Origin of the sequence: Sphingobium anseongense, assembly GCF_037725245.1 — a bacterium.
Lineage (GTDB): Bacteria > Pseudomonadota > Alphaproteobacteria > Sphingomonadales > Sphingomonadaceae > Sphingobium.
In genome coordinates, this window is the sequence record NZ_JBBJUL010000006.1 from 138,325 (window position 1) to 151,737 (window position 13,413).

A 13,413-nucleotide genomic window follows, 5' to 3' on the forward strand; every position below is an offset into this window, starting at 1 on the left:
TTTCGTCTGGGTGTCGGCCGCGACCGTTACGAACGCCGTTTCCACCGTTTGGCGGAACGGGTCAAGGCCGCGACTTGCGTAAGGAGGCAGAATAGATCACATTTCCGCCACCTTTGGGGGAATGGGCGCGTGCGGACATATCTGGTCGTGGTCGACGAAACGCAGGAAGCCGAAACCGCTTTGCGCTTCGCTGCTCGCCGCGCCGCCAAGACCGGCGGGTCGGTTCGCATCCTGGCGTTGATTCCGCCGTCCGAATTCGTCCAATGGGGTGGCGTCCAGGCGACGATGGAAGATGAAGCCATTCAGCGCGCGGAAGCCCTTGTCACGAGCGCGGCAGGAACGCTTACCGAGGAATCTGGGATTCGCCCCAGCATCACCGTGCGCCAGGGCGATGCCGTCTCCGTGGTAAGGGCCATGTTGGAAGAGACCGACGATGTCGCCGCCCTGGTGCTAGGCGCGGCGGCGGTTGGGCCGCCCGGCGCCCTGGTGTCGCACTTTGCGGGCGTAGATGCGGGCCGAACCCCCTGCCCGATCATGATCATTCCCGGCGGGCTGGACGCCGAAACGATTGATCGGCTCAGTTGATGTGCCGCTCACGCGCAATTGCATCGATATAATCGGCCAGCCCTGCGGCCCGCAGATCGGCCTGCCCCTTGTACCAGGCGACAGCGACGGGCAGATGCCAGGCCCTGATCGTGCTGTCCTTGACGCCTGACAAGCGGCTATAGCAGAACCGATACCAGCGCGCCGTCAGCGCCCGCGCGAACCGCATCGGGGCGGGGGTGCCGCTTTGCCCGCCATGGCCGAAACGGATGAGCAGTTCGGTACGCGCAGCGTCAGCCGCGGGGCTGCCGATCATCGCCTTGGACCAATCGATCGCGAACAGCCCCGTTTCGCCCAGCACGATATTGGCGGGATGAAGATCCCCATGGCATAACCTCCTTTCCGTCCCCAGGCTGGCGAGGCGCATCGACGCACGTGCCTGAACATCGCGCCCGGCCCCCGACCGGGCTATTCGATGCGCCATGACCGTTGGCATGTCCGGTATCACGTCGACAGTGCCCGGCACTTGCCCGTGCAACGCCACCTGATAGCGTGCCAGCGCTCGGATCAGCGGCCACATGCGATAGGGACGACGGATCATTTCCGCGAACATGGTCGGGCCGGTCACCCGCTCGAAGATGATGCCCAGCCGGCCCTCTTCCTCCACCCTGGCGAGCGGGCGGGCCACCGCCACGCCAATGTCGGATGCCAAGCTGGCGGCCGCATATTCCAGTGCGACGGGAATTTCGATGACGCCGGGATGGAAGAGCTTGAGCACGCGGGAATCATCGATCCCCCAGACATCGGCGCTGGAGCCAGTCCCGATCAGGTCACGCCCCGCCGTTATGGCCGAGGCTCTCGGTTGAACGCGATCTGGTCCAGCGACCCGAGCGCGACCGCTTCGAGAAAATCGAGGCGCGCGTGCATGTCGTCGGCGCGGCTGAAGTAAAAGCCGGCGACGCCCAGTGCGATTACGCGAGGATCAAGACCGGCGGTGCGTTCGCGTATGTCGACAGAGTTGGAACCGCGAACGATGAGGCGCAACCCCTCCGCGGGCACAGGATGGGGCAGGTCGAAGGATATCCAGCGCTCTTCGCCAGGCTTCATGATGCCCGTGACCAGGATATCGAATTCGGGGGAAGAAACCGTAAAGTCGGAAGGGTTGTCTGGCGGCGCATGTATCCGCACAAAAGCCCGCAATGGCCCGGAGTCGGTGAAACGGAACGCCAGCTCCCCGCCCCTCGGCTTCGTCCAGCATCCCCAGTCGTCCGGCCACCACCAGCCCGTGCCGCTGCGATAGATTTCCGCCGAAGCAAGGCCCGGCCATATCCGGGTTTGAAGGTTTCGGCCAAGCGGATAATAGACGCCAAGCTTGACCGGCTCGTTCAAGGTCGTGGCCTTTGGCACTTGAGCCTGAGCGCCGCGCGCCAGAAATAGCCCGATCTCGCTCGAAATCTGGTCGGCGATATCTTCCCACTCGCGGGGTTCGAATTCCGCCGCGATCTTCGCCTCGAGCCGCTGAAGCTCCGCGTCGTCGAATATCAGCAGTTCGGCTTTGGCGATCAGGTCATCGGTCGAGCCTGCCGGAAAATAGACCGCGAAATCGCCCCCGGCCTCTGGCAGCGAAGACGAGTCCGAAATCAGCGGCACCTTGCCATAACAGAGGGATTCGGTGACCGGCAGGCCCCAGCCTTCGTAATTGCTGGGATAAAGAGTGAAGCGGCATGTGCGATACAATAAAGCCAGTTCATCGTCCGACAGCCCCTGGAGCATGACGACATGCTGGCGCAGCAAGGCCGATTGTTCGATCCGCGCATAGACCGCGTCATTGAGCCAGCCACGATTGCCCAGGCATACCAGCTTGGGCACGTTGTCGATCCCGTGGCGCTTGATCAGTTCGACCCAGGCATCCAGCGCACCAACATGGTTTTTGCGCGATTCGATCGTCGACACGAACAGTATGAATTTGCCGGGCGCCAAATTCCATCGATCCAACCGATCGACGGGTGCCGTTTTTGCCTCTGGTGATCCGAAACGCGCGTTGAGGGGGATGACCGACACCGATTGGGGATCGACATCATGCCCCAATATGCCGGCGACTTGGATCAGGTCGCGCTTGGTCGCTTCGCTGTTCGCCAGAAAGAAGTCAGCATGCTGATACACGCCCAAAGCCCAACTGATGAAGTCCTGTGTGAGTTGCTTGATGCAATGTTCGGGCGTTTTGATCGGGATGAAGTCATGGACGAAGGGCACATAGCGGATATTGTGTAGCCGCTTGGCCTCACGCACGAACATGAAATAATTCTGCAGCCACCATGACGTGCCCAGATTGATCAGAAACGCTTCGTCGGGAAAATCGAAGGGCGGTGCCAGCGCAATTTCCAGCTTAAGCTGCACATATGCGTCCAGCCATTCCGGGTCGGTCCGGTCGCCGCTGACGACCGCCAACGCGCATATTCGCTCAAAGCCGTCGACAGGCACCTGAGTCCAGCTGTCGCCCTGATCCGAAAAGCAGCAAACATACACGCTGCCGGCGGGGCGATTTTTCAAGGCGCCGGCGATTGTCGCGATCTGCACGCGCTGAATGCCGGTAGGCAGCCGCGCATTGCCAAAATAGGATATGAGATCGGAAGCGTCGAAGACCAATGCCTGATCATGTTTGGCAGAAACGCTGTGCGCGAGGGCGCCGGGCGAATGCACCACGGGATCGTCATCGCTTGCCACACCGCTCTTGAGATTGCGTCGCTCTCCGGCCGCGCCGTCGCCCTGCAATATCTTGATCAGAGATTCCCGCGACAGATCGTTGCCGCGCTCCACCAGCGCCAGCAGTTCGCGCAGTGCATTCGGGTCGTTACGGTTCTGCTTGTGCGCGCGGAGGAAATGCCGCGTCGCTTCCACGCCCAGATGCCGCAATTTCGCGACATGACCCTGCTGAACGGCCGCATCGCTGTCATCGGGATTCAAGGCCTCGGCCTGAGCGTAGGCGGCGGCGGCTGGCTCATAAAAGCCCTGCTCTTTCAAGGCATGGCCAAGCTGGATCCAGATATGGCTCAACGAATGATCCCGATCCAGCGCCTTCTGATAGAATTCAGCCGCGCGGGGCCAGTTCTCGTCTGAACGGGCTGTGTTGGCGATGGAAATGAGGCGGTGCACGTCGGCCGACACGGGCACGCCGGCCGACCGATATCGCCTCCTGAGACGGTTGAACTGCCCCACGACCCTATGCAGCACGGGAAAAGCCTTCATGCTTGATCAGGAGGCGTGTTCGCGCAGGCCCGCGATCAGCAACCAGGCCATGCCGTAGAACAGCGCCAGGACCAGGAATACCGTCAGGGTTGACTTGAAGCCCTTGGGATAGGTCGCCTTGACCGGATAATTGGGCTCGACCAATCGGACGACGAACAGCTGTTGGCGGGTTGCCTGCTCGCGGGCCGACTCTAGCGAAGCGGCAGCCATTGAATAGCGCTTCGCTTCGAATTCCTGCCGCAGTTGAAGCTCCTGATAATCGCCCAACCGCGTAGCGATGGATTTGGTATTGCCAACCAGAACGCTCTGTTGCGAATTGAGCTGAGTGCCAATTGCTGCGGCGCGCGCCTGTAATGAGCGATATTGAGGATTGTTGGTGCCGATCTGGGATGCAATCGTTTCCATTTGCGCCGCAGCCATCGACTGTTCCTTGCGCAATTCGGTCACCAGCTTCAACTGAGCTTCACCACTGCCTTCAGGATCGATATCGCCCTGACCCCGGCGAAATGCGGTCATCGCGATCTGCGCCTTGCGCAAGCCGACCTCGGCATCGGCCAATTGTCGACGCGCCAGCGCCAGCGTCGATTCATAGGAACGCTCATTGAGCGCGTTGACCCGTTCCTCGCCCAGTTTGAGCACTGCGTTGATGATGGCGTAGGAATCAACGGGCCGGTAAGACCGTGCCCTGACCGTCAAAATTGACGTATCCGTATCAAGTTCTACATTGGTGCGAGCGCGATAATATTTGACCAGCGATTCCATCGCCGGATCATCCCCATGCAGGCGGCTGATCACATCACCTTCAGGCCGCTGGTAGCGCTCGACCAGTTGATTATGCTTGCGAAGCGAAGCGACGACATCGTGCGAGCGCATATAATCGGCGAGTGGCGCTGTCTGCCGCGAGGCGTCACTGCCCCCCACCGATTTCAGCATAGCCTCGATGCCGCCGCCGCCCGCGCGCTCCCCACCGTTCGATCGCACCATGAGGTGGGCTTCGGATTCATACTGATCGGTAGCGACGAAAACGAAATAGGCGGCAACGATCATCGTCGGCAGCACGACGATCAGGAGGAAATAGCGCCATTTCCAAAGCCGCCGCTTCAAGTCCGCCACAAAGGTCGAGGTTTCATGTTCGACGTCCGACTCGGTTCGACCGGACAGGTCAGCGAGGGACGCATCGCCATGACGCATCTTCGACAATTCGTTCATTGCAAATGGACCTTACGCCGGACCACCCGGATCGCAACCAATCCGAGAAATGTGAGAAACAAACAGCAGAACGCTGTATAGGCTAAATAACGATGATCGGGCGACGCCGTTTCGAACCAACCGTAGCGCAACTGCTCGAACAGAGTCATAAATGGCCACCACGCGGTCCATTTATGCCAGCTATAGGGCAACCAGTCGACAATGACGAACGCGCCGGAGAGCGGCAACAGGATGTAGCTGATCGGATGCACGAATTTCTGCATCGCGGGATTTTCATGTGTCCCCGCGACTATCAACAGCGACCAGGCAAAAGCCCACCACCACAACAGCAGAAAGCCTATCAGATACTCATAGGGCCGCGCCGGCGGATGAACGACGTTGGCCAGCAGGCACACGCCCATCAGCACGACGAAAGCGCCGAAACAACTCACCGCTTCCAGCAAGGCACGCGTTATCACAATGTCGAAAACGGTCACCATACGGTGGTGGAGCAACGTCATGTTGGCTTCGAGCGCGCTATCGGAACGATTCCATATGTTTCTGAACAGAATGAACATCGTGTAGCCCAGGATCACGAAAGCGACCGGATCCATGCCTGCCCCGGCATGGCCGCGCCCACCCCGGATCGTAACCACGAGTCCCGCCAGGATCATCGGCTCCAGAATCAGCCATACGAAGCCAAGGCCCGTGCGCCCATAGCGCGTGTGCATTTCGCGCATGATCAGCGCGCCGATGACGCTACCTTGTACCCGCGCGCCGTTGACGTGATCCCAAAGCGTCCATCGCCGCCCGTCGATGCCCTCGCTCACAACACTGTCCACGCAGAGTTACGAATCGCCAATGCTGGACCATGGGCGCTGCTCTCAAAGGGCCGCCCGGCGAGGAACCGGCAGAATGTTGTGCGATGCGTCATCACGGTGCCCATGTACGATGCCCGTCCCGACAGGTCAAAATATTTCCCGGCCCCCTCGATATGCGCTGCGACGCAACGAACCGGTTCTGCGCCATGAAATATGTCGCGACCTATTCGGCGGCTTGCGCCAGAGGCCGCCGAAACGACACGCCTTTAAGCATTTCAACGATCGCCTTGACGTCCTGCGAACGCTCGCGCGGCATCACAAGCACGCCTTCAGCGGTCGAAACGATTACACAATCATGCATGCCCAGCGCCGCCACAGGCGGGCCGCCGTCGACATAAATGAGGTTTCCCGTGCTATCGATGGTCAGCGCCGCATCTTTGAGGCAGTTATTGTTGGCGTCCCGCTCACGCACGGCCCAGAGCGCATCCCATGATCCAACGTCGGACCAGCCCATGTCCACAGGTATGACGGCAGCCCGTCCGGTCTTTTCCATGACCGCATAGTCGATCGACATATTGGGGCTGGAACGGAACCTTGCAGGCTCCGGGCGCACCGCTGCTCCGTCATGAGCAGCATCCGCCATCGCCTCAGCGCTTGCAGCCGCAATTTCCGGGGCGTGCAGTGCCAGCTCGCGCAGATAGCTCTGCGCCGTGAAGAGAAAAATGCCGCCGTTCCAATAATGGTCACCACCAGCAACATAGCGCTCCGCCACGTCTCGCGCCGGCTTTTCCACGAACTGTGCGACTTTGTGGACGCCTGCCAGATCACTCAGGATTTCGCCTCGCTCGATATAGCCATAGCCCGTTTCTGCATGGCTGGGCCGGATGCCGAAGGTCACGAGGCAGCCTGAAAGCGCAGCCGGCGTTGCCTGTTCGATCGCAACGTGAAAGCTCGGGAGATCGGCGATCACATGGTCGGACGGCATCACCAGCATCAGGCCATCGCCTTGCGCCTTCACTATCCAATGAGCGGCTATTGCGATCGCAATGGCGGTATTGCGGCCTTCCGGCTCCAGCATGATTGCCGACGGTTCGACGCCGATTTCCGCCATCTGCTGCGCCACCATGTCGCCATGCGCTTCACTGGCAACGATCAAGGGTCCGCGGATATTCGGCAAAATCGCTGTGCGGAGTATCGTTTCCTGCATCATCGAACGATCGGTGACGATCGGCAGAAACTGCTTGGGCCGTTCGGACCGCGACAGCGGCCACAATCGCGTGCCCGATCCACCCGAAAGGATTACGGGAAACATCATCATCGCTTCGCTTTCAACCGATTCCACTGCGGATATCTCCATTTTCCGGTTCGCAATCATTTGCGCGCAAAACCCAGGCAAAGCGAAGCCTCATCTGTGTCATGCGATCATGCGGATCGCCAAAGTCCGCTCGCCAGATTCGGCTGGGGAAAGCGATAGACGCCGTCCTGTTCGTGGAGTTCGCCGTCCTCGACAACGGCCGATGCGGGAGGCTGGGTCAGACGTTCGACCGCATTATCCACGAGCATTGCCAGCCCTTCCTCACTGAGTAGTCCACCCCGGATCAGACATCTATCGATCAACACGCGCCGAAATGCGGAGTATAGGACCATATCGGGCGACCTCGGCGCGGACCAGAACCCGTCCAGCGTGCCGTCATGCACGATGCCGGGAACCTTATAGACCGCATGACCCAGCACCATGACGGGCCGACCACTGTTAAGCGCCAATGTGCCCACGGTGCTGTTAACCGTCACAACGCCCTGGGATTGTTGCACGACCTGCGCGATATCCCAGTCAGCCAGATAGAATACGCGATCCTTTACGCCATATTGCGCCGCCAGGCGACGGGTCAGCCGTCCCCACGCCACAAGCCCGGGATCGAGCGGATGGCGCTTGACCACCAGCGAGACATCCGGGGGCGCATGATGTGCGAAGCTCTTCATGACAAATCGCAAGGCCGCGCACATGTCGCCAAAGGGTGAATGAACCCGGATCTGATAGTCCGAATTGAGCTGGAGCGGCAGCGTAAAATAACGGCGCGACTGCAGCTGGTCCCATTGTATCGCAGATTGCCGGCGAGCGTCCTTCCGCATCAGCAGCTTGCAGGCCCAACCCAGCGATTCAATGGCGAAGCTGTTGGTACGATGGGTGGTGTAGAAGGGAAAATACGGCCGCATCAGCGCTGCCGCAATCCCGTTGCGCATGGTATTGCGAGCCCGGCGACGAAAGGTTGAAGGCACGGGCTGGTCCGGCGCGGGCTGCTCCTGCCGCCGCGGAACCTGAGCCAGATACCATTGCGGGTCGAGCGGCAATCGGGAATTGCCGTTCACCCCCTCTTCTTCCAACGTCAGGAAGTCGGGCCGGATATAGCCTTCCTCCAGTACATGGACACGAATACCGCGCAACCGGGCCATGCCATGGGCCGACGCATGATAAGGCCGGCAATCGCCGTAAAGGATAAGGTCCGTGATCCCGTTTCCGACGATATAATCGTCAAAGAACAGCGGCCATGCGCGAAAGGAACCACGATAGTCGGTCGCCTGGCCCGGCCAGTCGATTTTGTCGCCGCCATTAAGGTTGATCCGGCTCGCGACGTGCCCCTGTTGTTCAAGTGCGGCGGCGAGCATAGCGAAATAAGGTCCATGAGGACCCTGAAGAAACAGAAATCGCCTGAGCTGGGCATCAGCCATGAAGCTTCTCCGCAGCCAAGATGGCCAGTCTCCGTATCGTTCCCTGCACAACCCTTACTCTCGTCAGCCAGGTCGAAGGTGACATTGCGCCTGTAGCCATTCGTTCGACAATAAGTTCCGGGCGGCACGGAAGTCGAGTAACCGGATCAAGATACCGGGGATAAAGAATTAAAGTGGCCGCGACAAGTTGATCAAGAGTTAATAAACGAGCGCGTCGCGCTGGCGGCGGAGCCAGGTCTCGCGTCAATCCCCATCCGGCGAAAAACGGCATGCCGTGGACAATAACGCTCCGCTCGCGCAGCAGCGCTTCGAAACCGGTCAAAGACGAAAGAACATGTACAGCATCGATGCGTTCGATCAGGTCCATGAGCGGCGCCGTCGCATCGATCCGGTCCGCATATGCCAGAGCCTGCGCGTCGGATACATGGCCCTTGCGATGGCCGGCCCGCACGTCGGGATGGGGACGATACAATATCCATGCGTCCGGCTCCGCCTCGCGAACGCGCCGCAGGAAATCCAGGTTGCTGGTGACTCCCTTGCCGCCGAAACGCACGGACAGATCATCTTCGACCTGCCCCACGGCCAGCACGGTACGGCGGCCTGGCGGCAAATCGACGGTTTGCCCCCGTGTCGCTCCATATTTGCTTGCCCCGGTCGCGCAGATCCGTTCGCGCAATACTTGCGCTCGTTCCAGCAAGGCGGGTGAAAAATCATGGGTCGCGAGCAGCCGCTCCAAATCGCTTTCATGCCGCGCGTCATAGTAGATGCCCGCACGATCGACGACGATTGAACTGGACTTATGCATGGCCGCGCCCAGGCCCCGAGAGCGCAAGAAGCCGTCCTCAATATGTACGACAGGCACCTGCTGCGGACTCTTCTTTTCCCGAATCGCTCCCGAGACGCGCGACGGCCAGATGGCGATGGCGCCCCCCATCATACGCGCCTTTTCAATGGCGCGACCCTCAGAGAGAAAAGGAGGAGATCGGCGGCCATCCCACAGGAACCGCGCAATCGCATCGCGCTTCCACCACGCCATGCCAGTTGCAGCGGCGATATCGCGGTTGCGCTCCAGCACGTCGCGCCATTCGGCAAGCTGGGCGACTGCATCTTCGATGGCGCTCGGTTCGCCACTGAAACAGTCCCGATATCGCGCGGCGGCGATCCTGCTGCGCGCCGAACGGCGAAGTATTGCGGGCGGAATTCTTTCGCCATCCAGCCCGAATACCGGCTTGCCCAGAAGTCCGGCGACAATGGCGACGTCCGCCTCAGGGCCGGCATGAACTGACTCGGCCTGCTCGACCAATGCCCAGGGGTCGGTTTCGCGGGCCAGCAAGATAATGGCCGACGACCGGAATTTCTCGCTGCGACGCAGCAAACCGCCTGACAATAGGCCGATGCTGCCAGCAACGTCCGATGTCTCGCCCAGACCGGACAAGAATGCTTCGTCGGCAACAACGGCCCGAACGGATTTCCCGGTTTTCCCCCAAAAATCACCCCCGACACGTGCCTGGACGATAGCATCCAGCAGTGCATCGGATATCCGATCCGGGGATATAGCTCCAGCGCAGACCTCGCTGATCGCTGCATGTTGTGGTGCAACGCCCGGAAAGGGAGGCGAGCGGAGGAAAGGCGCTCTGGTCTTTCCGCTCACGATCGACCGCTTCTCAGAGAACCGACTCATCGGCGGCGACACGGTCGAGAAGGTCCGTAACGATATCGAAATAGGCAGACCATGTGGGCGCACGCCAATTTGCCAGCCGTCCCAATTGTGTCTCGCGCTCTGGCGATGCGGGTTTCCTGTAACTGTCTATCATCCGCAACCATCCAAGGCCGTCGATCGGGTCGAGATAGTCCGGGACATCGCCGCCCACTTCGCGATGAGCCGCGATATCGCTACAGATCACAGGTACGCTGGCCGCAAGCGCCTCTACGACCGGCATGCCGAAGCCCTCGGCAAAGGACGGCATCACCATCGCTCGCGCCTTGCCGACAAGTTCCGAAATCTGGCGATCGGACAATTCTCCCGCCTCGATGACATGGCTGCGTAAAATCTCGGCGCGCTCCAGAATGTCGATCACATTTTCATTTTCCCATCCGCGTCGCCCAACCAGCACCAGCACCGGGGCATCGTCGCCATGAAGTTCCACCAGCCGGCGCCACACATTGAGAAGGAGAAGGTGATTTTTCCTCGGCTCGATCGTCGCGATATACACGAAGTATGGCCGCAACGGCACCTGATAGCCTTCGATGGCGATACCATCGGCCGGGTCGGCGCCGAAATGGGCGACCGCCAGTTGGCGTCCTGCCAGACCCTTGTTCATATGCGGCGCCAAGGCGTCGAGCGTCGCCTGGCTGTTACCGATGATGCCGCTCGCGAAGCTGTCGATGCTGCGGATGCGTTTGCGATGTTCGGCAGCGCCTTGGGGCCGGACGAATTCAGGGTGCTCCAGCGGAATCACGTCATGCACCAGCGTCACGAAGCGCGCGCCTTCCGCGCGAAGGATCGCGCCCACCTGCGCCTGGTCGTCGAGATGATGGGGCGAAACCTGAAGATAGATGCGCGGCGCATCGGTTTTCGGCACGCCACGCGGCCGCATCGCGAATAGATGCCGTGCGACCGCAGCGCCGCTCTTGCGCTGGTCGGACGTATCAGCCGCGCGCCAGCGCGCCGCGGTGAACGCCAGGAATTGCCGTACTGCCGAGGAATCGAGCCGCCCGTAATAGCCGCCCGCAGGATGTACTGCCGAAAAGGAAAGTCGATCAGGAATTCGCGCCAACAGTTCGCGCGCGTAAACATATTCGACCCGGTCGATCCCGGTCGGGGTGGGATAGAAGCTGCGCCACAAAAGTCGTGACAGATCCAGAACTATCTCTGCATCGCCGCCGCCCGATGCGAAATACGCTCGCCCGGCCGGCTTTGATCGAAGCGCCAGTCTGGCTCCAGGGGCCTTGAACGGCTTTAGCGACAAAATGACAACCTATGATCAGTGAGCTATTCTCTGGACTACGGCCGACCAATTGTAAACGCCGAGCTACAGACTATAGATTGGCCCGCACCTGTTCGGCCAGCGCCTTCAGTTCGGCTTGATCGGCGAATGCGCCCTGGGCATGCGCCGAAAAGCCAAGCGGCCCGCCCGCCCAGCGCGGCACGATGTGAAAGTGCAGGTGAAATACCGTCTGCCCCGCATGCGCTCCATTGAACTGCGCAATATGGATGCCGTCTGGATTGAGCGCCTGACGCAAGGCGCGCGCCACCTTTTTGACCGTGCCCATCACCTGGGCCAGCGCCTCGTCCTCCATCTCAAGAATATTGCGCGCCTGCGACCATTTGGAAATGACCAGGCTATGCCCCTTGCTCTGCGGCTGTATGTCCAGAAAAGCGAGCGTATGCTCGTCCTCATACAGTCGCACGGCAGGTATTTGACCCTTGAGTATCAGGGCGAAAACATTTGCCTGATCATAATCGCCATCAAGGCTCATGGATGATCCTCAGCTGATATAATGCGCCGCGGTCCGGGCGGCGACATCTTCCGCGGTCACGCCGGGCGCACATTCGATCAGCCTGAACGGGCTTCGATGGTCGGGCCGCTGAAACACGCACATGTCCGTGATGATCATGTCGACCACATTTTTGCCGGTCAGCGGCAACGTGCAGGCGGGAATGAACTTCGGGGACCCGTCCTTGGACGTATGCTCCATGACGACAATGATCTTCTTGACGCCCGCGACCAGGTCCATCGCTCCGCCCATGCCCTTGATCATCTTGCCGGGGATCATCCAGTTGGCGATATCGCCATTTTCGGCGACTTCCATCGCGCCGAGCACGGTCAGGTCGATATGCCCGCCGCGAATCATGGCGAAGCTGTCGGCGCTGGAGAAATAGGCGCTCTGCGGCAGCTCGCTGATCGTCTGCTTACCCGCGTTGATAAGGTCGGCGTCCTCTTCGCCCTCGTAGGGAAAGGGTCCGATGCCCAACATCCCGTTTTCGGATTGCAACGTCACTTCGACACCCGGAGGAATGTGGTTTGCCACCAAAGTCGGAATACCGATTCCCAGGTTCACATAGAAACCGTCTTTCAATTCCTTAGCGGCGCGAGCGGCCATTTCATCGCGGGTCCAACCCGATATTGTCTCGGCCATGATTATGCAGCCTCTCTCTGGCGAACGGTGCGGAACTCGATCATCTTGTCATACGGACTGCCCAAGATCATCCGCTTCACGTAAATGCCCGGCACGTGGATGCAGTCGGGATCGAGACTGCCGGTCGGCACGATTTCCTCGACCTCGGCAACGCAGATTTTCGCGGCGGTCGCCATCGGCTGGTTGAAGTTGCGCGCGGTCTTGCGGAAGACGAGATTGCCGCTTTCGTCCGCCTTCCAGCCCTTGATGATCGCCAGGTCAGCGAAAATGCCGCGCTCCAGAATATAGTCCTGACCATCGAACGTCTTGACTTCCTTGCCCTCTGCCACCGCCGTGCCGACGCCGGTCTTGGTGTAGAAGCCAGGGATGCCCGCCCCGCCGGCGCGGCAGCGTTCTGCCAGCGTGCCTTGCGGACAGAATTCCACTTCCAGTTCGCCCGCCAGATATTGCCGCTCGAACTCCTTGTTCTCGCCGACATAGCTGGCCATCATCTTCTTGATCTGGCGCGCCCGCAGCAGCTTGCCCAGGCCGACATTGTCGATTCCGCAATTGTTGGAGGCGATCGTCAGATCCTTGACGCCATTATCGAGGATAGCGTCGATCAGCCGCTCTGGAATGCCGCACAGCCCAAAACCGCCCGAAACGATCTGCATGCCGTCGAAAAGCAGATCCTCCAGCGCCGATGCGGCATCGGGGTAGAGCTTGTTCACCATGCGGGTCTCCTCCTGTTTGTCGGCAACGCATAGGC

General features: G+C 60.3%; 12 protein-coding genes. 1 reads left to right on the forward strand and 11 read right to left on the reverse strand.

Annotated elements, in window-relative coordinates:
• The first annotated feature begins 129 nt into the window (after window positions 1–129).
• Window positions 130–585: a universal stress protein gene (locus WG908_RS10340; protein WP_340186502.1), complete on the forward strand. Its 456-nt coding sequence runs from the start codon at window positions 130–132 to the stop codon at window positions 583–585.
• Here WG908_RS10340 and WG908_RS10345 read toward each other — a convergent pair.
• From WG908_RS10345 to WG908_RS10395, 11 genes are all read right to left on the reverse strand, one after another.
• Window positions 578–1,390, reverse strand: coding sequence for a phosphotransferase family protein (locus tag WG908_RS10345; protein ID WP_340186594.1), 813 nt, complete (start codon window positions 1,388–1,390; stop codon window positions 578–580). The two genes, WG908_RS10340 and WG908_RS10345, sit on opposite strands and share 8 nt — an antisense overlap.
• A complete protein-coding gene (locus WG908_RS10350) occupies window positions 1,387–3,774 on the reverse strand; it encodes a glycosyltransferase (RefSeq protein ID WP_340186503.1) in 2,388 nt (795 codons plus the stop codon). The genes WG908_RS10345 and WG908_RS10350 overlap by 4 nt, the downstream gene beginning before the upstream one ends.
• A 21-nt stretch (window positions 3,775–3,795) precedes the next feature.
• On the reverse strand, window positions 3,796–4,998 hold the full coding sequence (locus WG908_RS10355; protein WP_340186504.1) for a KpsE/RkpR family capsule polysaccharide export protein: 1,203 nt from the start codon (window positions 4,996–4,998) through the stop codon (window positions 3,796–3,798).
• Entirely contained in the window at window positions 4,995–5,807 is an 813-nt protein-coding gene (locus WG908_RS10360; protein ID WP_340186505.1) for an ABC transporter permease, read from the reverse strand. Before WG908_RS10360 ends, WG908_RS10355 begins: the two co-directional genes overlap by 4 nt.
• 214 nt (window positions 5,808–6,021) lie before the next feature.
• Entirely contained in the window at window positions 6,022–7,140 is a 1,119-nt protein-coding gene (locus WG908_RS10365; RefSeq protein WP_340186506.1) for a mannose-1-phosphate guanylyltransferase/mannose-6-phosphate isomerase, read from the reverse strand.
• Window positions 7,141–7,220: 80 nt separating this feature from the next.
• A complete protein-coding gene (locus WG908_RS10370; protein ID WP_340186507.1) occupies window positions 7,221–8,525 on the reverse strand; it encodes a capsule polysaccharide biogenesis protein in 1,305 nt (434 codons plus the stop codon).
• Window positions 8,518–10,176: a capsular polysaccharide export protein, LipB/KpsS family gene (locus tag WG908_RS10375; RefSeq protein WP_340186508.1), complete on the reverse strand. Its 1,659-nt coding sequence runs from the start codon at window positions 10,174–10,176 to the stop codon at window positions 8,518–8,520. Before WG908_RS10375 ends, WG908_RS10370 begins: the two co-directional genes overlap by 8 nt.
• A 13-nt stretch (window positions 10,177–10,189) precedes the next feature.
• Window positions 10,190–11,494 (reverse strand): glycosyltransferase family 4 protein, encoded by a 1,305-nt coding sequence (locus WG908_RS10380; RefSeq protein ID WP_340186509.1) that lies wholly within the window; start codon window positions 11,492–11,494, stop codon window positions 10,190–10,192.
• Window positions 11,495–11,564: 70 nt separating this feature from the next.
• Window positions 11,565–12,005, reverse strand: coding sequence for an HIT family protein (locus WG908_RS10385; protein WP_340186510.1), 441 nt, complete (start codon window positions 12,003–12,005; stop codon window positions 11,565–11,567).
• A gap of 9 nt (window positions 12,006–12,014) precedes the next feature.
• Entirely contained in the window at window positions 12,015–12,665 is a 651-nt protein-coding gene (locus tag WG908_RS10390; RefSeq protein ID WP_340186511.1) for a CoA transferase subunit B, read from the reverse strand.
• Between the two features lie 2 nt (window positions 12,666–12,667).
• Window positions 12,668–13,378, reverse strand: a complete 711-nt coding sequence (locus WG908_RS10395) for a CoA transferase subunit A (protein WP_340186512.1) — start codon at window positions 13,376–13,378, stop codon at window positions 12,668–12,670.
• Window positions 13,379–13,413 lie beyond the last annotated feature (35 nt).